The following is a 24,525-nucleotide window of genomic DNA, read 5'->3' on the forward strand; positions in this document are numbered from 1 at the left end:
CGAAAGCGGGAATCTAGGAAAACATATAAAAAAACAAGCTTTTATATGTTTATTTTGTCAAACATGTACCAATTATTAAGGTTATTTTTTCTGGATTCCCGTTTGCGCAGGAATGACATAGAAAATCACAGGGTGATATGCTGCCTTTAAAAAAATGGAAATCATAAATGTTTAAAAAATATATATTTATTCTAATATTATTTATTGCTTCTATAGCTCGTGCAGAAATTATAGAAGTGGATAGTTTAAATAAAATAAAACAAGATTTTAAAGAAAATTATAATAAAAATTATGTACCTCAGGATTTATTAGTAGTAACGGTTCTAGATGAATTTTTGTTTAAGTCTTTAGTGCCTATCGTTGCACAGCTTGATAAAGACATTTATCTTACACTAACTCCTCTTTTACTTAATATTAATAAAAATTCAAAAGCTATTTATATGAAGCAATTGATTTTAACTAATGATAGTTATAAGAAAGAATTACAAGAATCTGATTTTCCAAATTTTGTAAATGAAATGAGTAATAGTAAAATCCCCATAATAGCAGTAAATGATGGGTTTACCGGTAATTTTAATAATATTCCTAAATTTGAGATATGGTTTGCCGATTATTTAAAGAAAAATTTCGATATTGATTTTTCAAATAGTTTTCCAAACAATAATTATATTATTTTTAATAATTTAGACAGTTTTGCTAATACTTATCCGGTATTTTATAAGGGTATATTGACTAGTAATAATATATCGGAAGCGGAAATGATGCTCAATTTCCTTATTCAAATGAATTTTATACCGAAATGCTTTATAATGATTAGTAGTAGCATAGAATTGCTAAGCTCAATGGAATTGCAACTTAGTAGTTATAATTCTAATATATTATTTATTGGTTATCATTATAATAATAAAAATACTCCGAAAAATAAAGATGTTGCATATTATACTAAACTGATTAATGATTTAATATCTCAAATAAATAAGCTAAAAAGAAATAATCCACCTTTAAAGAATAATAATGCAAAAGGTAAAAATCCTTATGACACGAATAAATAAAGTTTTATTGAGTTTACTTTGCTTAGTTATTTCGTATGCGGGCTACGGTCAAATTATTCCTACTTACTCCGTAGATTCAGTAACAATGAAAAACTTATTACCGAAGATAGATGCAGATACGTTGGTACTTATAAATATAGATAATACTATCATAACACCGAAATCCAAATTATTTCGATATCAGGATAATTCTTATATAAATTTTACTAAATATTTATATAGTCTTGCAGCGGATAACGCATCAGTTAATAAAACTATTGCAAAATTGATAGTGCAGCGTCAGATGATGCTTGTTGAATCTAAATGGGTAGATTTAATTAATAAGATGAAACAGCAAGGTGCAAAGGTTTTAGGTCTTCAGGAAATAACGGCCCCATGTAATTTAATTGAAAATTATGAAGAATGGTTATATACCTTACTTTACGGACTCAATATTAATTTTACTAATAAAGTTAATGATAAAGATGTATTTAGATTTAATCCAAGCGATGCTGAAGCCCCTATTTTTTATTTAGGTATAATATTTACCGGTAATATAAATAGAGTAAAAGCTCTTATAGAGTTCTTAAAAATTATACCGAAACAACCTAAAAAAATAGTAATTTTTGCAAATAATAAAAAAGATTTAGAAAATATGGACTCTTATTTAAGTATGGTTGATATAGGATATTATGGAATTGAATATTTGGGGTGGCAAATGTTACCGGGGTCACCTGATCATCAAATCGCTGAGTTGCAGCAATCTACGTTTTTAAATACCGGTCAGTGGTTAGAAGATGATACAGCTGCAAAGATGTTAAATAAATAATTATGAATGACAATTTAATTAATGCTTTAAAAGATTTAATTATTAATACCGGCAAGATTGCACTAGATATAAAAAAGGCAGGAATATTGACTGATATTAAATCAGATGGGTCAGTAGTCACTAATGCCGATAAGGAAATTAGTAAAATAATTTATCAAACTCTACAAACCTTAACCTCTCAAATAGCTATAGTATGTGAAGAGCAGCCGCTACCTATATTCAGCAGTGATACTTTTTGGTTAATCGATCCTATTGATGGGACATGGAGCTATGTAAACGGTAAAAGTACATATACGGTCAATATAGGGCTTATTGAAAACGGTTTTCCAACCATCGGCTTGATATATCACCCTGAAACAGCAAAGCTATATTATACTGATGTAAACGGTCGGTTAAAAATCGAACAGAATTCTAAAGAAATATTTGTTAATCATGAACCTAAACATGAAGAGCTTAATGCGGTAATAGGTTTTTATAATTCAAATAAAGCTACTAAAGAATTTTTAAGTAAGTATTCATTCGGTCAAATAAATGCAATAGGCAGTTCAATGAAACTATGCTTAATTGCTGAAGGAGCAGCTGATATATATCCAAAATTCGGTCAAACTATGGAATGGGACATAGCGGCAGGTCATGCTTTAATTAAAGCCGGCGGTGGTAATATTTTAGATACACATGGACAAGAAATTACTTACGGTAAAGAAAGTTTCACTAATCCTAATTTTTTCGCCTGTAGTAAATATTGGTTGGAAAGGGAGGCAAGGTTGTATAGATACTAGATCGTCATTGTAAGCAGCCGTAGGCTGCGTGGCAATCTCATGAAATAATAACAAACTCCTGAGATTGTTTTGTCAAAACTTGCAGTTTTTCCTCGCAATGATGAAAAAACTGCTCCACGCAGGCACTGCCCAACTCGCATCAAACCAATTTCTTTAACTCATAAATTAACTCAAGTGCTTCTTTAGGGGATAGTTTATCAGGATCGATAGTGCTGAATTTTTTATCTAATTTGCTGCTTATAGTAGTTTTATTAGGTTCAAGATAAAACAAACTCAAATTATTTGATGTCGTTGATAAAATACTTTTTCCTTTACCTGTAGAAGTTTTTTCAAATTTAAGCAGAATCTGCTCAGCTCTGTTTATAACACTCGCAGGAAGACCGGCAAGAGCCGCAACATGAAGACCGTAGGACCTATCGGCAGCACCTGATATAATATTATGTAAAAATAGAATATCTTTACCTGACTCCTCAATAGCAATAGTATAATTTTGCAAAGCCGGCAGGAAATTACTCATAACGGTTAGCTCATGATAGTGCGTTGCAAATAAACAGCGACATTTCAGCTTATCATGAATATATTCAAGCACCGACCATGCTATAGATACCCCGTCATAAGTGGATGTGCCTCTACCTACCTCATCAAGTATGATTAGTGAGTTTTTTGTAGATTGAGCAAGAATTGCTGAGGTTTCAAGCATCTCTGCCATAAAGGTCGATTGTCCCTTAATTAAGTCATCGGCAGCACCTATTCGGCTAAATATTTTGTCGACTACCCCTATTTTAGCACTTTTTACCGGCACAAACGAACCTATTTGAGCAATGATTGCAATAATGGCGTTTTGACGTAAAAAAGTACTTTTACCTGCCATATTAGGACCGGTAATTAACCAAATACGCTCAAGCTCTGATAAATGACAATCATTATATACAAAGCTTTTGCTTTCTCGCTGTAGTGCTTTCTCTACTACAGGATGCCGTCCTTTAACGATATCAAAGCTTAAATCATCGGTAAACTCAGGCTTAACATAATCATATTCATCAGCGATGTAAGCAAAATTACAAAATACGTCAAGCCCGCTTAAGGAGCTTGCAAGCATTCGTAAATAGGAAGCTTTGTCGATTACTTGGCTACAAATATCCGCATATAATTCTTTTTCTAAGCTTATTACTAAGGTTTTAGCATTGACTAACTCACTTTCAAGCTTTTGTAGTTCAGCAGTAGTGTAACGAACATGATTAACCGTTGTTTGACGGTGAATAAATTTGGGATCAAGGATTTTATTAACATTTTTAGCGGTGATATCGATAAAAAGCCCTATAACATTATTATGAGATATTTTTAAACTGTCTATTCCCGTTTCTTTACGATATTGATCTTTTAGCTTTTCAATATATAATTTTCCGTTATTAATTAAATCATGTAATTGGGCTACTTTCGGATGATATTTATGTTTTATTATACCTCCGTCATTTAAATTATTCGGTGCATCTTCTCGTATTGTTTCGTCTATTAAATTATATAATTCTGCATCACCTGATAGAGGTTTAATAATTTTTTCGATAAAATCAGGTAAATTAAAACCGTAAGCGTCAAAGAATACTCCTTTAATAATCGTTGCTGTTTCTAAAGTATATTTAATGCTAAGTAAATCACGACCTGAACTTCTGTTCATCGTAATACGTGTTAAGCAGCGTTCTATATCACTAGTTTTTTTTAGAAGTTCTCTAATTTTTTGTACTATTTCTAAGTTGGAATAAAAGAACTCGGTAATATTTAAACGATGATTTATTTTAGCAATGTTGGTTAAAGGACTTGAAAGAAAATTATATAGTAAACGTCCGCCTTGTTTAGTAACCGTATGATTAAGGGTGCTTAATAAACTTCCTTGCGAGCCGCCTTGTGAGTTTGTTACAATTTCAAGGTTCCTTCTAGTAGAGAAATCAATAGTCATATAGCTATGAAAATTGATAATTCTAGGGATTGGCAAATGAGGAATATTTTGTTTTTGCGTTAACGATAAATATTCTAAAACGCTACCTATGGCACAAATTTGACTACTAGATATCTCGCCGATGCCTTTAATATCTTTCATTTTATAAAAATCTAAAATGATTTTTTCGCATTTATTAATCGCAAAAAAACTATCAACTTGATAGGTAATACGAAAATTTAATTGTTTGAAAATACTATCCGCAAGATTAGAAGATCTCAGATTTTCGCTAAGCAGAATTTCACGAGGTTTTAAACGAGCCAGCTCATTAAGAATTTCCGTTTCCGGTACATTAACTACAACAATTTCGGAAGTAGAAAGATCAACATAACAAAGGCTAGCTGTTTCTTTATTTTTCGGTATTACGAGACTTGCTAAATAATTAGGTTCGGCTGAAGCAATTAAATTTTCTTCAATTATAGTTCCCGGAGTTATAATACGTGTAACATCCCTAGTAACTACCGCTTTATAACCGCCTCTATTCTTTGCTTCTTCAGGTGTTTCTAGTTGATCACAAATAGCAACCTTATAATTTTCTGCAATTAACTTAGTTAAATAATTCTCAAGGGCATGATAAGGTACCCCGCACATCGCAATTTCTTCTTCGCCGTTTTTGCCGCGCTTTGTTAAAGCAATGCCAAGTACATTGCTTGCTAGAATTGCATCTTCATAGAACATTTCATAAAAATCACCCATTCTAAATAGTAGTAAACAATCTAAATGAGCAAATTTAATGTCTAGATATTGCTGCATCATTTTCGTTGCAACATCGTAATTATATTTTTGTTTCAACTCTTGAAGATTCATATTAAGCAGCATAATTTATATTATAGTTTGGCTTTATTGCATGGATACCGAATCGTCATTGCGCGCGACTGCAAGGAGCGTAGCAATCTTATGCAATAGTGCAAAATGCCTGAGATTGCCACGTCGAGGCTTTGCCTCTCCTCGCAATGACAGATAATAACAATGTTTAACAGTTTATACAACTATTTTATCTTTGATAGGCGGGTGCTATGTCTGCCGCCTTCAAATTGGGTAGTTAAAAACTTATCTATAATATCAAATACTATTTTTTGGTCTATGGTTTTTGCTCCGAGTATCAAGATATTAGCGTCATTATGAGCTTTAGCATTTTCGGCAGTTAATATATTGTTGCACAAAGCGGCTCTTATTTCCGAGCTACGATTCGCAGCTATAGACATACCAATCCCCGTATCACTAATTAAAATACCGATAGGTGCTGATTTTTCAATAATAATATCTACTACTTTCTTAGCATAATCAGGATAATCAACGGTTTGTGTATTATTTGTTCCGCAGTCATAAATCTTTAGAGATTTCTGCTCTAAATAATTGATAATTTCAGACTTAAGCTCATAACCTGAATGATCACTAGCTATGACAATATTATAAGTTTTCATAGTTAATTTTTTGATGGAAAATAATGATAAAAATTATATACTATGTAAGATTTGTTTTCTAATGTAAATAATAGTTTTGTTAAATATATGAAATATCCTGTTGTACTTAGTATCGTTATATGTTTTTGTTTAGTTGCTTGTGTTGATCAGCCACCGGCTCCAATTGAGTATAAAGTAGGAGATGTTACTACAAATAATAATTCTACCGCACTAGATTACGATGAGGGTATGATAGTTCAAAGAACTATGGAAGACAATCCCGCGTCAGAAAAAGTTAGCGGTGGACTCGAAGAGCCAAAGGCAAAAATTATAGAAGATGATAATGATGATATTGAGATTCCTATGTCTCGGAATGAAGACGAAGATGAAGAAGCGATAGAACAATTAAACTTTGTAAAACCGTTAAATGGGGTAATTATTACCGAGTTTAAAGCCGGTAAAAGTAAAGGGATAGATATTGTAGCTAAAGAATATAGTGAAGTTAAATCGATAGCTGCAGGAACGGTAATATATTCAGGTTATAATAAGCAATTCGGTAATTTAGTAATAGTTAAATTAGATAAAGACGATCTAGAAGTAGCATATGCGAGTTTAGATGATTTATTACTGAAAAAAGGTGATAAAATTGCTAGAAATAGTGTTATCGGACATGTAGAACATAAATTATATTTTGCTATGCGTAAAAATAAAATAGCAGTTGATCCTAATAAGTATATAGAATTTTAAATGGAAGATGTTATTACTCTTACCAAATATGGTGCACCTCAAAATGTTATAGTAAGAAGGAGTAGCAAAGCTAAAAATATAGCCATCCGCATTACGTCTAAAGGTGCAGAGCTTGTATTACCTCTTAAGGTAAAAGCCGAAAAAGGTCATAATTTTTTGTTAAGTCAAGAATATTGGGTTAGGCAAAAATTACGTCGTAATGTAACTACGATACCAAAAGATGAAGATAAGATTTCTATTTTGGGTAAATCTTATGAAATAATACATATTGATTCGTCTAAAAATCAGATAAAATTAAATGATTCTACGTTAGAAGTGTATTGTTGTAGTCAGGTACTAAAAAAACTTAGTATAGAAGTATTCCTTAAAAAGAAATTATTAGCAGAAATAAAAATAATAGTAGAGAATATATCTAAAAAACATAATTTGACTTATTCCAATATTAGAATAATGGAAAATGTTAGCCGTTGGGGGAGTTGTTGTAGTAAAGGGAATCTTGTTTTTAATTGGCGGGTAGTGTTTGCCCCCTTTGAAGTACTGAAATATTTAGTAGCTCATGAAATGGCACATTTAAAAGAAATGAACCATAGTAAAAATTTTTGGGGGCTAGTTGAGGATATATATCCCGAATACCAACCGGCAAAATTATGGCTAAAAAGAAACGGTAAGAATTTATATAGTTATTGGCCATAACTTTATGTCATTCCCGCTTTCGCGGGAATGACATAAACGAGCTATGCAACAACGCAGGAATGACATCGGAAAGGTTAATTTAAAGAAAAACATAAAGGATAAATAGAATGCATAACACCACAAAAAGAGTGACAGTCCCGGCACTTGAAGAAATCTTATATGAGCCTATAAAAGTGTTAGATTACGGCTTTATTAGAGTGATCGACTATATGGGGGATGATAGTGCTATAGTACAAGCAGCTCGTGTTTCTTACGGTAAGGGTACGAAGCAATTAAACCAAGATAAAGGGCTGATAAACTACTTGCTTCGTCATTATCATACCACTCCTTTTGAGATGTGTGATATCAAGTTCCATATTAAACTACCGATATTTATTGCAAGGCAATGGATTAGGCATAGAACAGCTAGCGTTAACGAATATTCGGCAAGGTATTCTATTTTAGGTAATGAATTTTATCTACCTGAACCGGCAAATATTGCTTCCCAATCTGCTGTAAATAAACAATGTAGGGAAGGGGATAGCTTACCGAAAGAAGTAGCTGAAAAGGTCCTTGCAATTTTAGAGGAAGATGCTAGACAGTGCTACGGGCATTATAAGGAATTGATGAATGCCGATGAAGAGGGTAATATTATAGATGAGAACGCCACAGGGATAGCAAGAGAGCTTGCTCGTATGAATTTAACTTTAAATTATTATACGGAATGGTATTGGAAGATTAATTTACATAATTTACTTCATTTTTTAAGATTGCGAGCCGACCCTCACGCTCAATATGAAATTAGAGTTTATGCTGAAAAAATGCTTGAGATAGTCAAAGCTTGGGTTCCTTTTGTTTACGAAGCTTTTAAAGAATATCGTTTGCAGGGAGCAAATATTTCACGTAAAGGTTTGGATGTAATTAAAAGAATGATAAACGGTGAAAAAGTTACCCATGAAACTAGTGATATGACTAAGAGAGAATGGGAAGAACTGATGAAGATTTTTGGGTAATGTATGTCATGCCTGCTTTCGCAGGAATGACATACAACAACCATAACGGAATTTGAGAAAAAGGAGTATTTTAAGTGAGAAATATTATATATTTTATACTATCACTATTATTTAGCGTTACCAGCTATGCACTTGAAACAATAAACATTGAGCATGGGCGAGCTGACCCGACACCTATAGCGGTCAATAAATTTGATGCCGATAATTCTGCCGCTGATGTATTAGGTCACGATATGGTTCAAGTTATCTCTAATGATTTAAAGCTTTCGGGGTTATTCCGTCCTATTTCTGCTGCCTCTTTTATAGAAGAGAAGACAGGAATAGAATATAAACCGCTTTTTGCTGCATGGCGTCAAATTAATGCTAGTCTTTTAGTAAACGGTGAAGTTAAAAAACTAGAAAGCGGTAAATTTAAAATTAGCTTTATATTATGGGATACGTTGCTTGAAAAACAGCTCGCCGGTGAAATTCTTGAAGTACCGAAAAATCTATGGAGAAGAGCAGCACATAAAATTGCCGATAAAATTTATGAAAAAATTACCGGTGATGCCGGTTATTTTGACACTAAAATAGTGTATGTATCAGAAAGCAGCTCTTTACCGAAAATAAAAAGAATTGCTTTGATGGATTATGACGGGGCTAATAATAAATACCTTACCAATGGAAAGTCACTAGTCTTAACCCCAAGATTTGCTCGTTCGGCGGATAAGATTTTTTACGTTTCATATGCTACTAAAAGAAGAGTACTTGTTTATGAAAAAGATTTAAAAACAGGCAAAGAAAGTGTAGTAGGTGATTTTCCCGGTATATCTTTTGCTCCTAGATTCTCACCAGACGGTAGAAAAGCTGTAATGTCGATAGCTAAAAACGGCTCGACGCATATTTATGAAATCGACCTTGCTACTAAACGGCTTCATAAATTAACTGACGGATTCGGTATTAATACCTCTCCTAGCTATTCACCGGACGGTAAAAAAATTGTATATAATTCCGATAGAAACGGTGTGCCTCAATTATATATCATGAATTCAGACGGAAGTGATGTTCAGCGTATTAGTTTTGGCGGTGGTTCTTACGCAGCTCCTAGCTGGTCGCCTAGAGGAGACTATATAGCATTTACTAAGATTACTAAAGGAGACGGAGGCAAAACTTTTAATATCGGAATTATGAAAGCATGTCCTCAAGATGATGAGAATAGTGAAAGGATAATAACAAGCGGATATTTAGTCGAAAGTCCTTGTTGGTCGCCTAACGGACGAGTTATTATGTTTGCTAAAGGTTGGCCGTCGAGAGCTAAAGCTCCGGGAAAAAACAAAATTTTTGCAATTGATCTAACAGGTCATAATGAAAGAGAAATTATGACACCGGCAGATGCTTCTGATCCAGAATGGTCAGGTGTACTAAACTAATGTCATTTCTACAAAAGCATTGTTGGCTGGATCGTTTTTCCGTTGCCATACCGTGACTTAATCGCAGTATCTAGTAAAAATACTATTAGTTGTTTTTGGATCCTGTGGTCAAGCCACGGGATGACAGTCCAATAAGGCTTAAGCTACTTCTCTACTATGGTTTAAAATAAACTTCTTTATTTTTTCAAAAGCCGTATTTTCTATTTGTCTAATACGTTCCTTAGAAATATTATACTCATTGCTTAGAATATCTAGAGTTTTAGGAGTATCCGTTAATTTACGCTCTGTTAAAATACGCAGTTCCCTGTCGTTTAAAATCTTCATAGCATTTGATAGTAACTGCCTTTTACTGGTAGAATTTTGCTTATTAATAGCTATAGCTTCAGGAGTAGGGCGTGTTTCCGGTAATAGTTCTATTAATTCTCCGGATTCTGCATCGTCACTATTTATAGAGTTATTTAACGATAAATCAGGACCTGAAATTCTAGTATTCATTTCAGAAACTTCATTAACCGAAACGCCTAGCTCATCTGCTATTTGTACAAAATCATCGGTAGTAATAGTCCTTGAGTATAAATTAGTAATTTTATGCTTAACTTTATTAAGACTAAAAAATAATTTTTTTTGTGCGGCCGTTGTTCCCATCTTTACTAATGACCAAGATTTTAATATATATTCTTGTATGGATGCTTTAATCCACCACATCGCATATGTTGATAGGCGAAAACCAAGTTCGGGATTGAATTTTTTTACTGCCTGCATTAAACCTATATTACCTTCTGAAACCAATTCGGTAATAGGAAGACCGTAAGTCCTATAGCCGCTTGCAATTTTTGCAACAAGTTTAAGATGGCTTGTTACTAATTTATGTGCAGCTTGTAAATCATTCCCTTCTAAATAGGATTTTGCTAATAACAATTCTTCTTCTTGCGTAAGTGAAGGAATTTTATTGATTTTCTGTAAGTAGCTATAAAATCCTGAGTCGCTAGAAATTGCTAATGCATTAATATTATTAGTCATACTAACCTTAAAAACTATTTTTTTTATACTAACACATATATGATCTAAAATAAACTTTTTCTAGAGAATTTTTAAATAAAATCAAATAATGTCTAAAAAATCCAATAAAAATTTAGCTTTTTCCTTGCTGGGATTAATAATTAGTATGGTGTTACTCAGTTTTGCTTCCGTACCTATCTATAATTTATTTTGTAAAGTTACAGGATATGGCGGCACTACTGCAAAAGAAACGGTGAGTGTATATTCTAAGGTAAAAGGCACTAAACCTATAATTATCGAGTTTGATGCTAATGTTGATAAAGATTTACCTTGGCGGTTTATTCCAAGGCAGCAAAGAGTGCAAATTGTTCCGGGGCAGAATACTCTAGTGTTCTATGAAACGGAGAATCTAAGCGATAACGATATAATAGGTACTTCCGTATATAATGTTACTCCAAATAAAGCAGGAAAATATTTCGTAAAAATTCATTGTTTTTGTTTTGAAGAACAATTATTAAAAGCCGGCGAAAAAGTCTTAATGCCGGTTACATTTTATATAGATAAGGATTTTGAGCTTGACCCTGAAATGCAAGACATTAAAGTACTTACTTTATCTTATAGTTTTTTTAAAGTACGAGAGATGTCGTCATTGCGAGGAAATTACGTAAGTAATTGACGAAGCAATCTCAGGAGTTTGTTATTATTTTATGAGATTGCCACGCTCTCTACGTTCGCTCGTAATGACGACTTTGGAATTATGCAACAACACCGGCTCATTGAGTATACTCGATAACCCATTTACGAAGTCTAACAATCGTCGGAGTATTTATAAGAGAGGTAGCAGGTAAAACTTTGCCGTTATTATTAAAATTAATTATAGGATCTATACCGTATATGCTATACCAAGGTTTTAACGGTGAACTATTTGAATATTTACGGTGGAACCAAGATAAAGAAGGTGTTGTTTTTTCATATTCTATTACTTTAACCGATTGTGGATTTTTATGATATATAAGGCTCAGTACTGATTGATCGGAATGATGCCATTTATATTCATCGTAATTAGGATGGATATTATAATTTGTACCTGAAAGAATTCTAATATCTTCACAACTTTTTAGCCATTTTTCAATGAAAGAACGAGAAAGTTTGGTATTACGCACAATAATAACGGCACTCCAAATGTGATCGTCATTTCTGCATTCGTCTGTAAGGCAATCCATTAAAGCAAAAGTTTCGCCTTTAACAAAACTACCGTTTTTACGATTGCGATCATGTACCAGTAATATATCATTATCGCCTAAAAGATTTGTTAAATTGCTGATATGCTTTTTAATAACAAATGCTGAATCTAAATATACTATAATAGCTCCTTCTGGTGCATTTTTCATTGTTTCAAGTATAATATAAGGCTTCCATAGCCATAACCCCGCTCCTGCAGGTTCATTAAAAATTTCTTGGTTTTTTTCTATAAACGCTTGATTTATGTGCTTTTTCTTATAGTTAAATATGAAGTCTATACCTTTATTAATTGCATAATGAGTGGTTGCATTTTGATTGCGATAAACATACTCCAGACCGTCGGCATAAGAAACTAAATAAATTGGTTCTTTTATGGAATTCTGAATAGATAAATCTACTTTTTGTAACGACAAGTCATTAATAAAACCTTGACGTGCATATTCTAAAATAATCAGTATGAAATAAATTAGAGCTAATGTAATAACTGTTTTGTATAATATTTTAAATAACATATAATTTTTGCATTATTTGAAGCATTTTGTCATTCCTAGGTGGATTAGTAAATCGTCATTGCGAGGGAAGCAATCTCAGGAGTTTGTTATTATTTATTTCATGAGATTGCCACACATCCTAGGGCTGCTTGCAATGACGAAATCGATAATTATTAAACAACGCCAATTATAGCATTTTAATATATTAAAAGATAGTGTTGTAATTTAATTATAAATTTAGTATAATTTGCTGTTTGTTTAAGGTTGGTATGATTAATTTAGGGGATAAGCAGTCTACTATAGTTGTCGCAATGTCAGGCGGGGTTGATAGTTCGGCGGTTGCCGCAATGCTGCATGAACAAGGACATAATGTTATAGGTATTACCTTGCAGCTATATGATCACGGTATGGCAGTAGGGAAGAAAAATGCCTGTTGTGCTGGTCAGGATATTTACGATGCTAAAATGGTAGCAAATAAGCTAGGTATTCCCCATTACGTACTTGATTATGAGAGCAAATTTAAAGAGTCGGTAATAGATAATTTCGTCGATAGCTATTTACAAGGTGAAACACCGCTTCCATGTGTGCAATGTAATAAATCGGTAAAGTTCAGGGATCTAATTAAAACGGCTAGAGAGCTTGGAGCAGATAAGCTTGCTACCGGTCATTACGTACGAAAAATAAACGGTGATAACGGAGCGGAATTACATACAGGGCTTGATCCAGCAAAAGATCAAAGTTATTTTTTATTTACGACAACTAAAGAGCAATTAGAATATTTACGTTTCCCTCTAGGAGGGCTTACTAAGGATGAAACACGAAAGCTTGCTAGTAACTTTGGGCTTGAGGTAGCGGATAAGCCTGACAGCCAAGATATTTGTTTCATACCTGACGGAAATTATAAGAGCGTAATAAATAAAATACGTCCAAATAGTAGTGAAAGCGGTAAAATTATTCATGTAAACGGGTTTGAGCTAGGAGAGCATAGCGGTATAATTAACTACACCATAGGGCAACGTCGTGGTCTTGGTATAGCTTATAATGAGCCTTTATATGTAGTAAAGATTGATCCTAAGGACAATATAGTATATGTAGGACCGGAGTCCGCATTAAACGTGCAGGAATTTATCATTAGAGATGTGAATTGGCTTGCAGATGAGATTAAAGATAACGAAAAGTTAGAAGTAGCAGTTAAAATTCGCTCGACAAGACCGCCGCGTCTAGCCGAAATAAGTAAACTCGGTGATGATAAAATGAAAGTAAAATTTTTATGCGAAGAAAAAGCCGTTGCCCCTGGGCAAGCATGCGTTATTTATGCCGGTGAAAGATTACTTGGCGGCGGATGGATTACTAGAGAGATAAGGTAATTGTGTCATTGCGAGGAGCGAAGCGACGTGGCAATCTAGTTAGACCTCCTGAGATTGCCACGCTCCTTGTAGTCGCTCGCAATGAGACACAATTCACAAAAAAATAAGCTCACTAAAACAGGAGAAACTAATGAGTTTTTTAAGGAAGAAAAGTTTTGAATCAGTAAAAGAGATAGGCAGTTCAAGCAGTCTTAGCAAGACACTTGGAGCATTCGATTTAATATTACTGGGTCTTGGTGCGATGATCGGCACAGGCGTATTTGTCGTTACCGGTATAATTGCTGCTAAATATTCAGGACCTGCAGTAATGTTATCTTATGCGATTGCAGGTATTACCTGTATCTTTGTAGCGCTTGTTTATACTGAACTTGCTGCAATGCTTCCGACATCAGGAAGTATTTACACTTATTCCTATGTAGCATTTGGCGAAGTATTTGCTTGGATGATCGGTAGTGTTATAATATTAGAACTTGGTGTTGCTGCAGGAATAGTAGCTGCAGGCTGGTCGGGCTACGTACAAGGAATACTAGCAGCAGGTGGAATCAATTTACCGAAAGAATTAACTACTGTACCGACAAACGGCGGTATAATAAATTTACCGGCATTTTTAATCTCGGGATTTATTGGATTTATTTTATATTTAGGTACTAAAGATAGTAAGAGACTAAATGCAATTTTAGTTTTCATAAAAATGACTGCAATATTTGTATTTATACTCGCTGCTGCCCCTCATTTTGATGCTACTAACTGGAGTAATTTTATGCCTTTCGGTTTTAGTAATGTTTTAGTAGGTGCGTCTATTTTATTCTTAGCTTTTACGGGTTTTGGAACGATTGCAACCGCAGCTGAGGAGTGTAAAAACCCAAAACGCGATATAATGATCGGTATTATTGGCTCACTTGTTCTAACTACTATTGTTTATGTAACAATGGCAGGGCTTGTTACCGGTATTGCACCTTTTGATCAGTTAAATAACGATCAACCGCTTGCTTATGCTTTAACTATCAATAATAGCAAGATCGGCTCTGCTATTGTTGCAACCGGAGCAGTTTGCGGTATGATGACAGTGTTGATGATGAATATTTACGGTACTTCTCGTATTTTTTATGCTATTGCACGTGACGGTTTACTACCGAAAAGTTTTGCAAAGTTGCACCCAAAATATGATAGTCCGTATATTACGATTATAATATTTGCTTCTTTAGCCGCTATCCTTGGAGGATTTTGTTCTACGGAATTATTAACGCAATTAACTTCAATGGGAGCTCTTATTGATTATATAACCGTTACAATAATAGTGGTATTATTTAGGGTAACGCTACCTGATGCTCAAAGACCTTTTAGATGTCCTTTAGTATTGATTATCGTACCGTTTATTTTAATTGCTTGTGCATACTTACTATTTATTCAAATATATGATGGTGAATTTAATCTATTAACCGCAGGTCGTGCATTAATATATTGGTTTATTACAATATTTGTTTTATATATTATAAGATCGTTTTTTATGCAAAAAGAGCAGAATTAAGCGGGGGGTATCCGTAATTGCGAGCGAACGTAGAGAGTATAGCAATCTCATGAAGTAGTACAAAATTCCTGAGATTGCCACGTCAAGGCTTTGCCTCTTCTCGCAATGATGAGTTATTAGTATCCACGCAACAAAACAAAATTAACTAAATGACTGAAAAGCTGCAACCACTCCGAGGAATGAAAGATCTCTTGCCGGATGATTATAAAGTTCACGACTATATAATTAACAAAGCAAGAGATGTTGGAGTATTGTATGGCTATAAACAAATGAGTACTCCTATTTTAGAGTATACTAAAGTCTTTAACCGTTCGATGGGTGAAAGCTCTGACGTAATCAGCAAAGAAATCTATAGTTTTTTAGATAAAAGCAATGATTCCGTAGCATTACGACCTGAATTTACAGCATGTATTATAAGAAGCCTCATCTCAAACAGATTACAACATAAATTACCATTAAAGTTTTTCTCTACCGGTCCTGTTTTTCGTTATGATAGACCGCAAGCAGGGCGTCAAAGACAATTTCACCAACTAAATTATGAGTATATCGGTGCTAAAGGAGCAATTACTGATGCTGATACTTTGAAGTTAGCCGTTGATATATTAAAAGCACTCGAAATAGAGCAGGATACTACCTTAGAGCTTAACTCTCTTGGATGTAATGAATCAAGAAGCATTTATCAGCAAAAATTAGTAGAATATCTAAATGATTTTAAAGACCAATTATCAGAAGAAAGCAAAATAAGGTTATCCAAAAATCCAATGCGGATACTTGATTCTAAAAGTGAGACTGATCAGAAAATAATAGCAAACGCACCGGTTTTATCTGAATATTACACTGATGAATCCAAAGAATATTTTGAGGAGTTAATAAAGTATCTAGATATTTTAGGTGTGAAATATAGCATAAATCCACGCTTGGTTAGAGGGCTTGATTATTATTGCCATACTGCTTTTGAATTCACTACAAAAAAGTTAGGGAGCCAATCTACTATTCTAGCTGGTGGACGTTATGACGGGCTTGCTAAAATCATGGGTAATAACGATGATGTGCCGGCTATCGGTTTTGCTGCCGGTATTGAGCGAATTGCTTTAATGCGGGAATATAATATATCTGAAGTTAAGCCGGTATTTGTATTACCTATAGGCAAAAATAATATTTGCTATGCTTTAGAAATTGTAGATAAATTGCGAACAGAAAATATTGCTATTACCATAGAATCCCTAGGTAAAATAGCTAAAAGAATGCAACGCATTTTTAATGAAAATGCTCAATTTATTATTTTTATAGGTGACGAAGAGCAGGCGAATAATAACTTAAAAGTTAAAGACTTAAAAAAAGAAGAAGAACATATAGTAGATTTTGCAAAAGCTCTTGAGCTATTGAAGAAATAAGATTTTTTATTGTTATACCGTGAACCTTCCATGGTATCCATCAAAACTAACTTTAAGTAATAAGCATTTATGAATCTTGCCACAAGTGCGGCATTGCCCGCATGGCTCTTATGTTATGCCTGCATAGGTCTTGTTGTGTGGATACTGAAGGTCGTCATTGCAAGGAAAAACTGTAAGTTTTGACGAAGCAATACAATAAAAAATTCTGATTTACAGAATTTTTTATTATTGTTTTGGACTGCCACGCAGTCTACGACTGCTCGTAATGACAGGGCGGTATCTATGTAACAACGCCTTCGCTGGAATGACATAAAACGAGCCATGCAGCAAGATCTGCAGTTGTTCACAATGGCGATTAGGTGTCTATACAATAACACCATTTAACCACGACATCTAAAAATATGATTATTATAAATGATTTAGCCATGAGTTATGGTACAAGAATACTATTTACCGATGTAAATTTGCATATTAAAAACAATAAACGATATGGTGTAGTAGGTGCCAACGGAGCAGGTCAAATAACTTTTTTCAAAGTCTTAACTAAGGAAGAAGAGCCAGCTTTCGGTGAGATTAACATACCAAAAAACTCCAAAATAGGTTGTTTAAAACAAGATCAGTTTCTTTATGAAAATACTAAAATTATAGATACGGTAATAGCAGGGAAGAAGGAGTAATGGAAAGCTTTACAAGAAAAAGAAGAGATATTAAATCGGCAGGAATGTAGCGATGGTGAACTTGAACAGGTAATATACTATAATGACGGTTATACTGCTGAAATTTTTGCAGCTAGCTTGCTTGTAGGTCTTGGAATAGCCGAAAAATACCATTATGAGCCGCTTTCTGCGTTGTCAGAAGGTTATAAGCTTTTGTGTATTACTCGTACAAAGTCTATTTAATAATCCCGATATTTTACTACTCGAAGAACCGACAAACCATCTTGATATAGAGTCAAGAGAAGCTCTTAAAAAATCTCTAATTGATTTTGATGGTACGGTAATATTAGTAACGCACGATCGGAATTATTGCTCTTTCCTATAGGAAAAAGATTGTTGATTTTAAAGGTAAATATGATGATTTTTTTGAGAAATACGGCAACGATTATTTAAGTTCTACTACAAAATTATCCTAAGTTTTAGGCATTGCTCATTAAATATAGATATCGTCATTGCGAGCAGCCATAGGCTGCCTAGCAATCTCGTCAAATATCCTGAGATTGCTTCGTTAATTGCTATGCAATTTCCTCGCAATGACAATAAAAATCGAGTCATACAACAAAGCAGAATCTTAAAGTTAATCACTCCACATTATAAAACTCCAAATGATGACCGCTAATAAACTTTTTTATTTCAGCATGGTTACCATACTCATCAACATTTAATATATTTTCGTAAATAATCAGTCATCACAGTCCCACTTAGCTTTAAAAGCATTTTCCTTAATAAGTTTAACTCCGGTTACTCCGTGTTTGTGATATATTATTTCTTTTTTTAAAGCAGAAACAAAAGAGGTAACTTTACTTTTATCAAAGGTGTTATAGATTTTTTTAGACATTGTACCGTAACAAAAATCCTCTATATTTGCCAAGAAATTTATCCGTACCTTTTGTTACTTCCTGATTATCAATTTTAATTTGACCTTCTTTAGGAATATTCCAAGAATTATTATTGCAGTTGGTAATCTTTTGAATGGCTAGATAAAATTCATGTTTCTTTTTTAGTTGATAATATTGATGGATTTTTTTGTATAATATTGCAGGGGTAATTGTTCTAAGTTTTCTATTGGCTTATTATCGGGGGAATAGCTTGCAATAATCCCTTCTTGTTTTTTTGACTTCATTTACTTGCATATTCTTGTACTTTTTTAGGTTATTATTTAATAAGGCGGTAAATACTCCAATTTCTAAAGTGTTTTCATTGCAAGAATCATTTTGCAGAGCATTTTCAACATGTTGAAAAATCTTTTCAGATTTTTCAGAAGTTAATTTAGTCTCGTTATCTGCTATTAAACCGGTATTAACGGCGTTAAGAACCCTCTGTTTTTTCATTGGATGTTAGAGTATTATTTTGAGGTAACGTATAATTTGGGTCCACGTAACTCCGAAGTTTTATAAGAGCCTTTTCATACAAATTTATTTGATGCTCAGGTATCTTATTTAAAAGATCAGAAGCCGTTTTAAATTGCTTACTACATAGGGCAAGTGAGAATGCTAGAAATATGTTGTTTGGGGTTCACTAATTGCTTTTAGTTTTGTGGTTAATATTGATTGTTGGTTTTTGTTAATTTTTTTTATTGGCAATTTTGTTATAAAAAGCCATGTATTCACAGCCATCATATATTGATGAATAGAAAGGAACTAAGGTATTTTTTTTATTACATCTAACGTCTTATAAGAAATTTCATATGGATTAGTTAACATTTCTAGAATGTATTGTATATATTCTACTGGCACATATTGTATTCAGTCATTAGCTTTATCACATTTGCCTTGTATTCTATAATTAGACCATAAATGATAGGCTGCTGTTGGATGTGTAGGTAGAAGCACAAAAGCATGTTCATAACATTTAGTGGACATATCATAGCTCCCGGTTTCTTCATAAATACGCCCTGTTCTATAATACACTGGGCTAAACCTGATTTTCAGTGTTAGTATTTAACGAAAAAATAGATTCTTCAAGTAAAGCTTTTACCCCTTCAAAATTTTTATTTTCCATTAATACATCAGAGAATTGACCTGACAAATCTAAGCTGGATTTTATATACGGTACTAGTACTTGGGTAATTTTAAGCTTAGATTCCGGTTCAATAAGCTTTAGTAAGGGGAGTAGATATTCTGCACATTTGCTATATTGTTCAACTTCTTTTGCAAAGTAATTAAAATATAGATTTATTGCTGCAATTTTAAATATCTCTTTAGCAGCTTCATTGTGTCTATTTAATATACTACATTGAAAGGCAAGACTCATTATTTGAATTTTGGTTAGCGTATCAGGTGGTATAGAAATGATTTTATCCGGCATCCATTTTATGAGTTTACCATCTAATTGATATTCAAAAAAGCCTGGTCTCTGTATTATTTCATAATTTTTCAACAATTCATGATTTGTGTAACTTTCATATGGATAATTAGGCATTAATTTATGTATTAGTGAATGCTTAATTTCTGTAACTTTCTTGCTACTTACTGTAGATTTTCACTATTTAAATGTCCAAATATATAATGCATGACTTCTATAGCGGCACCAACGGTTGGTATAGATGAAAAGTTTTTATCCATTTCTACTACATCAAGACCGGAAAAGTTTTTTCTAAAATTTCTTATGTTACTTTAATATATTGAGGGTGTTATAAACCGTGATAATATCAAGCTTAAAAGTAATTGAAGGCTCTGCATTGTGCATGAATATAATTTAGTATTAGTTGGGCTTAAGAACTGCTACTATGTGATAGGAAAGGTTTAAAATTTTACATAGAATTATTATTAAAAACTTACAGTGTATGAACTTTTTATTACTGGATTCCTGCTTCTAGCTAGGAATGACATCGAGAGGCTCAATTAACTCACAAAGCAATTCTTTCTAAGTAATGTCTATTCAAACCCAAATCCAGTAAAATATTTATGAAAATATCCGGTATCATGACCTATCATTTTAACTTTATCATAATAATAAGGTGATGCAGATTCACGATATATAGTTGTGCCGTCATCCATATAGTAAATAGAATAAGATAGAAGGCCATAAGGTCTAAAAAAAGTGTCTTTACTTATAACTTTAGGAGCTTTATCGGATTTTTGTATATTTTCTGATTTCAGCATATTAATTTTCTTAATAAATGATTGTTTTATTAATATATAATTTTTATATATTATCACAAGAATAATTATAATAGCTATCTACAGAACCTAGAAATTCAGATTTATCAATTGCAGTATTATATTCATAAGGATATTCTAAATATTTTTGCAATTTTAAAGTATTTTTTTGAAACAATGGGTAATTATTTGATTATTCGTGCTTTGATAAATTGAAATATTATCTCGCCAAGAATTTCTTATCTTGAACATGATTAAAAGCTTTGATTTTTGAATATCTGTCTTGTTGTTTTTCTTGTAAAAAATAATCTTCAGAGTCCTTATAATTCTTTGGAATATTTAATATACATCTAGCATATTGTTCTAATTGAAAGTTAGTTAACCAAGTAAATATAGAATATAAATTTGCTCTATAGTCCGAAGAAAAAATAACAGCCACTTCTGATTGCTTTATCTTTTCTCTTTTCTCTCTCAATAACGTTATTAGATAATATAAACAACTCTTTATTAAAATGTTTTTTATTTTCTTGAGTTTGAATGATTATATCAAACAAGCTCAGTTTCTAATTCATCTGAGGTAAATAATTGTTTGTATTTATTAAGCCATGGACCAAAAGCTATAGATTCAAGTTTTTTAAATATTGAATTAATTTTATATACAACTTTAGAGTAAATTTAAGAGCAGCATTTTATATCAAAAATTGACATAAGTCAAGAGATATTAAATTAATGGTTTAAAAATATGTGTCACCTCGTGATTTATTCACAGAATCCAGTTAAAAATACTAATAATATTAGTATTTTTAGTTGTTTTCTGGATACTGTGGTCAAGCCACGGTATGACACTGAAGTGTTTTTCAAAAGCCATACTAAATTGATTACTAAAATTTTTCACATAACCTAATGACAAAAATAAAATATGAATATATTATTTAATTTTAGAATAATTTAAATGAATATATATTCAATGAGTGCAGATACTAATATTAGCGACGGTTTAGAAGTCATTACGCAAGATCATTTATCGATTTTTTCTTTAATAAGCTCCTCCGACATTATCAGTAAGTCAGTTATGCTGATGTTGCTTATTGCCTCTATTTGGTCATGGGCTATTATTTTGGATAAAATATTTAAGCTAGTGCAAGTGCAGAAAAGCATGCGGGCATTTGAAAATGTGTTTTGGTCCGGTGGAGTATTAGAGCAATTATATGAAAGCATCAAGAGGTCGGTTAATAATCCGCTAGCTTTAATTTTTGTCTCCGCTATGGATGAGTGTAAAAGCTTAAGCACTAAAGGGCTTTCTGAAGGCTTAAAAAACAACCATAAAGAGCGTATAACGGGTGCAATGTATTTAGCTCAAAATAGGGAAGTTGAAAAGCTCGAGAAAAATTTAAGCTTCTTGGCAACTGTTGGATCAAGTGCTCCTTTCGTAGGTTTATTCGGTACCGTTTGGGGGATTATGCATAGCTTCCAATCGATTGCTACTTCAAAAAATACTTCTCTTGCCGTAGTAGCTCCCGGAATTGCTGAGGCGTTACTTGCAACTGCGATAGGCTTATTTGCAGCTATTCCGGCAGTAATTTTTTATAATTATCTGATTGCCCGTATTACTCTTATCAATAATAAGATTGAAGATTTTATTAGTGAGTTAAACTCTATACTTTCTAAGGCAATTGATCAGGAGAAAATGTAATGGCTATAAAGCTTGCCGGAAGTAATAGAAAAAGTAAAAGAGCGGTAGTGAGCGAAATTAACGTTACGCCGCTTGTTGACGTGATGCTTGTGCTATTAATTATTTTTATGATTACTTCTCCAATGCTTGTGTCAGGAGTAAACGTGGATTTGCCTGAGACAAATTCAAGCCCGATTTCAGGTCAGGATGAGCCTTTGGTTGTTACTATCAATAATAAAGGCAAAATTTTCTTACTTGAAATTCCAATAGAAAGAATGCATTTAACCCACAAGCTTGCAAATATCACTAAAGAAAAAAAGGATGCTAGAATTTTTGTAAGAGGCGATAGAAATGTTTCTTATGGGCAGGTAGTAGAGATAGTTGCCGAAATTCATGCTGCCGGCTTTTCTCGTGTAGCTCTTATTTCAAATATTAAAAATAATGAAAAGTAATCAAAATAAGGATAATTTTACGGTTTTCCTTAGCTTCTCTGTTGTTCTGCACTTACTTCTTTTATATTTTTTTCTATTCGGTATGCCGTCACTTTTTGAAAAATTACCGGAAGAACAAACTATAACTTTTGAAATGTTACCTGTTAGCGATAAATCAAATATTATCACTCAGACAAAGCAAAAAGAAGCCCCTATAGAAAACGAAGACGCTAAAAAATCTGAGCAGAGTAAGCCAAAAGAAGAACCGCAAGATTTGCCTAAAGAAGAAAAAGCAAAAGAGCATGAGGCTAAAACAATGGAAGCAAAGCCTAAAATAGACGAGAAAAAACCTATAGAAGAACCAAAGTCTGAAGAAGCAAAAGAAGCGTTACCTGAGAAGAAAGAAGAAGTAAAGGAAGAAAAACCTAAAGAAGAAGAAAAAAAACAAGCAGAAGAAAAGAAGAAGCCCGAAGAAAAGAAAGAGGAAACGAAACCGGCTGAGAAACCTAAAGAGGTGAAGAAAAAAGAGCCTAAAACCGATGAGCTTGATTCTTTGCTGAAGCATTTAGAGCAATCTTCAGAAGGGGATAATGTAAAATCCAATAAGCATCAAAGGTCAAAAAAAGCTGATAATGCACAAGAAGCTAAAGGGGTTTATACGGATGGGCTGCCTCTTTCCGATAGTGAAACATCTTTGATAAAAAGACAGATTGAAAGACATTGGAGTAATGTACCGGCAGGAGTTAGAGGTAATAATAAGGTGAAAGTCATTATTAGTATTACGCTAGATAAAGCAGGTAATGTTGAGCAGGCAAAGGTTAACAAAAAAATCTGTCCTAATATTCCGGTTAGTGTTTGTGAAGCTTTGGCAGATAATGCAATTAGAGCGGTATGGCAAGCAAGCCCTATCGAAAACCTTGACTCTGCACGCTTTAACCATTGGAAAGAGATTAATTTTAGCTTTGATCCAAGTAAATTGTAGGTTGGGCATTGCCTGCGTGGATACCACCCCGTCATTACGAGCAGTCGTAGACTGCATTGCAATCTCATGAAAGAATAACAATCTCCTGAGATTGCTTCATCAATTATTTCATAATTTCCTCGCAATGACTATTTTCGAGCCACGTAGGCAAGCCTTTCGCAGGAATGACATTAAGAACCATGCAATAATTAAAAAATATTATTCATTATGTTCGTGGTGATCACCGATTAATTCAAGCCCCATATCTTTTGACTCATTATTGAAATAACAGTAGCAGCAATAACCAAACAAGAATAATAAGGTTGCTTCCATTAAAATAGGGTCAAGCGGCATTACTAGAGCTTGCTAACTCATATTCTGAAGGTAATAAATCCGTAGGGATGTCTTTGTTCATAAAACTTAGTTATTATGTTTACTATTTGTAAATAAAAAAACTCTATCACTTTGTCTATTAAAATTACATTGATTTCACAAAGTTTTAAGAGCAGGATAAGTAAATAATAATACATGGCATAAATTTAGACCGAAATGAACTATCACAGAGCATAATATTTTGCCTGTTTTATAATATGCATAACCATAGAAAAAACCGCATATAGTGCTTAAAGCTATATATATTAGTCTTGAAAAATATGTATCCCAAATATTAAAGATGCTATAATAACAGCTAAAATCTGCTGTTTTGGTAAAAGATTTTATAATGTTCTTTTTACAAAACCCTTGAAA

Annotated in this window: 23 protein-coding genes and 3 pseudogenes; 15 read left to right on the forward strand and 11 right to left on the reverse strand. The window is 33.1% G+C overall.

What is annotated here, in order from left to right:
• Positions 1–167: 167 nt before the first annotated feature.
• The 3 genes from TENJIKU01_RS01965 to TENJIKU01_RS01975 are packed head-to-tail and all read left to right on the forward strand — an operon-like array spanning position 168 to position 2,639.
• The gene (locus tag TENJIKU01_RS01965) at positions 168–1,052 is read left to right on the forward strand and encodes a DUF2608 domain-containing protein (RefSeq protein WP_064429010.1); all 885 of its coding nucleotides are present in this window, start codon (positions 168–170) and stop codon (positions 1,050–1,052) included.
• Positions 1,015–1,860 carry a DUF2608 domain-containing protein gene (locus TENJIKU01_RS01970; protein WP_064429011.1) on the forward strand — a complete coding sequence of 282 codons (846 nt, stop codon included), beginning with the start codon at positions 1,015–1,017 and terminating at the stop codon, positions 1,858–1,860. Before TENJIKU01_RS01965 ends, TENJIKU01_RS01970 begins: the two co-directional genes overlap by 38 nt.
• 2 nt (positions 1,861–1,862) lie before the next feature.
• Positions 1,863–2,639, forward strand: coding sequence for a 3'(2'),5'-bisphosphate nucleotidase CysQ (locus TENJIKU01_RS01975; protein ID WP_064429012.1), 777 nt, complete (start codon positions 1,863–1,865; stop codon positions 2,637–2,639).
• A 139-nt stretch (positions 2,640–2,778) separates the two neighbouring features.
• Here TENJIKU01_RS01975 and mutS read toward each other — a convergent pair whose 3' ends face one another.
• On the reverse strand, positions 2,779–5,439 hold the full coding sequence (gene mutS, locus TENJIKU01_RS01980) for a DNA mismatch repair protein MutS (RefSeq protein ID WP_064429061.1): 2,661 nt from the start codon (positions 5,437–5,439) through the stop codon (positions 2,779–2,781).
• A gap of 182 nt (positions 5,440–5,621) precedes the next feature.
• Positions 5,622–6,056 (reverse strand): ribose 5-phosphate isomerase B, encoded by a 435-nt coding sequence (gene rpiB / locus TENJIKU01_RS01985; RefSeq protein ID WP_010977056.1) that lies wholly within the window; start codon positions 6,054–6,056, stop codon positions 5,622–5,624.
• 51 nt (positions 6,057–6,107) lie between these two features.
• Between rpiB and TENJIKU01_RS01990 the strand changes: the two genes are divergently transcribed.
• The 4 genes from TENJIKU01_RS01990 to tolB all read left to right on the forward strand — a co-directional run bounded on the left by TENJIKU01_RS01990 (position 6,108) and on the right by tolB (position 9,876).
• Positions 6,108–6,782 carry a murein hydrolase activator EnvC family protein gene (locus tag TENJIKU01_RS01990; protein ID WP_172795013.1) on the forward strand — a complete coding sequence of 225 codons (675 nt, stop codon included), beginning with the start codon at positions 6,108–6,110 and terminating at the stop codon, positions 6,780–6,782.
• Positions 6,783–7,475 (forward strand): M48 family metallopeptidase, encoded by a 693-nt coding sequence (locus tag TENJIKU01_RS01995; RefSeq protein ID WP_064429013.1) that lies wholly within the window; start codon positions 6,783–6,785, stop codon positions 7,473–7,475.
• A 107-nt stretch (positions 7,476–7,582) separates the two neighbouring features.
• Positions 7,583–8,467: an FAD-dependent thymidylate synthase gene (gene thyX, locus TENJIKU01_RS02000; protein WP_064429014.1), complete on the forward strand. Its 885-nt coding sequence runs from the start codon at positions 7,583–7,585 to the stop codon at positions 8,465–8,467.
• 74 nt (positions 8,468–8,541) lie between these two features.
• Positions 8,542–9,876: a Tol-Pal system beta propeller repeat protein TolB gene (tolB, locus tag TENJIKU01_RS02005; protein ID WP_064429015.1), complete on the forward strand. Its 1,335-nt coding sequence runs from the start codon at positions 8,542–8,544 to the stop codon at positions 9,874–9,876.
• Positions 9,877–10,014: 138 nt separating this feature from the next.
• Here tolB and rpoH read toward each other — a convergent pair whose 3' ends face one another.
• A complete protein-coding gene (rpoH, locus tag TENJIKU01_RS02010; RefSeq protein ID WP_064429016.1) occupies positions 10,015–10,896 on the reverse strand; it encodes an RNA polymerase sigma factor RpoH in 882 nt (293 codons plus the stop codon).
• An 88-nt stretch (positions 10,897–10,984) separates the two neighbouring features.
• Between rpoH and TENJIKU01_RS02015 the strand changes: the two genes are divergently transcribed.
• The gene (locus TENJIKU01_RS02015) at positions 10,985–11,551 is read left to right on the forward strand and encodes a cytochrome c oxidase assembly protein (RefSeq protein ID WP_014410107.1); all 567 of its coding nucleotides are present in this window, start codon (positions 10,985–10,987) and stop codon (positions 11,549–11,551) included.
• A 97-nt stretch (positions 11,552–11,648) separates the two neighbouring features.
• On the opposite strand, the gene TENJIKU01_RS02020 is transcribed toward TENJIKU01_RS02015, so the two are convergent.
• Positions 11,649–12,629 carry a hypothetical protein gene (locus TENJIKU01_RS02020; protein WP_064429017.1) on the reverse strand — a complete coding sequence of 327 codons (981 nt, stop codon included), beginning with the start codon at positions 12,627–12,629 and terminating at the stop codon, positions 11,649–11,651.
• Positions 12,630–12,877: 248 nt separating this feature from the next.
• Here TENJIKU01_RS02020 and mnmA point away from each other — a divergent pair, with 248 nt between their 5' ends.
• The 4 genes from mnmA to TENJIKU01_RS02040 all read left to right on the forward strand — a co-directional run bounded on the left by mnmA (position 12,878) and on the right by TENJIKU01_RS02040 (position 17,574).
• Complete coding sequence (gene mnmA / locus TENJIKU01_RS02025; RefSeq protein WP_064429018.1) at positions 12,878–13,975, forward strand: tRNA 2-thiouridine(34) synthase MnmA; 1,098 nt, start codon at positions 12,878–12,880, stop codon at positions 13,973–13,975.
• A 130-nt stretch (positions 13,976–14,105) separates the two neighbouring features.
• Positions 14,106–15,503, forward strand: coding sequence for an amino acid permease (locus TENJIKU01_RS02030; RefSeq protein ID WP_064429019.1), 1,398 nt, complete (start codon positions 14,106–14,108; stop codon positions 15,501–15,503).
• Between the two features lie 149 nt (positions 15,504–15,652).
• Positions 15,653–16,897 carry a histidine--tRNA ligase gene (gene hisS, locus TENJIKU01_RS02035; RefSeq protein WP_064429020.1) on the forward strand — a complete coding sequence of 415 codons (1,245 nt, stop codon included), beginning with the start codon at positions 15,653–15,655 and terminating at the stop codon, positions 16,895–16,897.
• A gap of 401 nt (positions 16,898–17,298) precedes the next feature.
• On the forward strand, positions 17,299–17,574 hold the full coding sequence (locus TENJIKU01_RS02040; RefSeq protein ID WP_064429021.1) for an ATP-binding cassette domain-containing protein: 276 nt from the start codon (positions 17,299–17,301) through the stop codon (positions 17,572–17,574).
• A 721-nt stretch (positions 17,575–18,295) separates the two neighbouring features.
• Here the strand turns inward: TENJIKU01_RS02040 and TENJIKU01_RS09465 are convergent.
• From TENJIKU01_RS09465 to TENJIKU01_RS09475, 5 genes and pseudogenes are all read right to left on the reverse strand, one after another.
• Positions 18,296–18,736 (reverse strand): annotated as a pseudogene (locus tag TENJIKU01_RS09465) (hypothetical protein).
• Positions 18,687–19,215, reverse strand: a pseudogene (locus tag TENJIKU01_RS09470) (hypothetical protein). The pseudogenes TENJIKU01_RS09465 and TENJIKU01_RS09470 overlap by 50 nt, the downstream one beginning before the upstream one ends.
• Positions 19,216–19,527: 312 nt before the next feature.
• Positions 19,528–20,034: a hypothetical protein gene (locus tag TENJIKU01_RS02060; RefSeq protein WP_227779850.1), complete on the reverse strand. Its 507-nt coding sequence runs from the start codon at positions 20,032–20,034 to the stop codon at positions 19,528–19,530.
• 455 nt (positions 20,035–20,489) lie between these two features.
• Positions 20,490–20,717, reverse strand: a complete 228-nt coding sequence (locus TENJIKU01_RS02065) for a hypothetical protein (RefSeq protein ID WP_064429063.1) — start codon at positions 20,715–20,717, stop codon at positions 20,490–20,492.
• A 217-nt stretch (positions 20,718–20,934) separates the two neighbouring features.
• Positions 20,935–21,189 (reverse strand): hypothetical protein, encoded by a 255-nt coding sequence (locus tag TENJIKU01_RS09475; protein ID WP_227779852.1) that lies wholly within the window; start codon positions 21,187–21,189, stop codon positions 20,935–20,937.
• Positions 21,190–21,681: 492 nt separating this feature from the next.
• Between TENJIKU01_RS09475 and tolQ the strand changes: the two genes are divergently transcribed.
• From tolQ to TENJIKU01_RS02085, 3 genes are read left to right on the forward strand one after another with little or no spacing between them, the layout of a single operon-like run.
• Positions 21,682–22,407, forward strand: a complete 726-nt coding sequence (gene tolQ, locus TENJIKU01_RS02075) for a protein TolQ (RefSeq protein ID WP_064429064.1) — start codon at positions 21,682–21,684, stop codon at positions 22,405–22,407.
• Positions 22,407–22,838: a protein TolR gene (tolR, locus tag TENJIKU01_RS02080; RefSeq protein ID WP_064429022.1), complete on the forward strand. Its 432-nt coding sequence runs from the start codon at positions 22,407–22,409 to the stop codon at positions 22,836–22,838. The genes tolQ and tolR overlap by 1 nt, the downstream gene beginning before the upstream one ends.
• Positions 22,828–23,799, forward strand: a complete 972-nt coding sequence (locus TENJIKU01_RS02085; protein WP_064429023.1) for a hypothetical protein — start codon at positions 22,828–22,830, stop codon at positions 23,797–23,799. The genes tolR and TENJIKU01_RS02085 overlap by 11 nt, the downstream gene beginning before the upstream one ends.
• A 198-nt stretch (positions 23,800–23,997) precedes the next feature.
• Here the strand turns inward: TENJIKU01_RS02085 and TENJIKU01_RS10130 are convergent.
• Both TENJIKU01_RS10130 and TENJIKU01_RS10335 read right to left on the reverse strand, forming a co-directional pair.
• A pseudogene (locus TENJIKU01_RS10130) lies at positions 23,998–24,193 on the reverse strand (hypothetical protein).
• 74 nt (positions 24,194–24,267) lie between these two features.
• Positions 24,268–24,501, reverse strand: a complete 234-nt coding sequence (locus TENJIKU01_RS10335) for a type II CAAX prenyl endopeptidase Rce1 family protein (RefSeq protein ID WP_371440156.1) — start codon at positions 24,499–24,501, stop codon at positions 24,268–24,270.
• Positions 24,502–24,525 lie beyond the last annotated feature (24 nt).

The sequence above is a fragment of the Rickettsia sp. Tenjiku01 genome (assembly GCF_001653015.1).
Taxonomy (GTDB): Bacteria; Pseudomonadota; Alphaproteobacteria; order Rickettsiales; family Rickettsiaceae; genus Rickettsia; species Rickettsia rickettsii.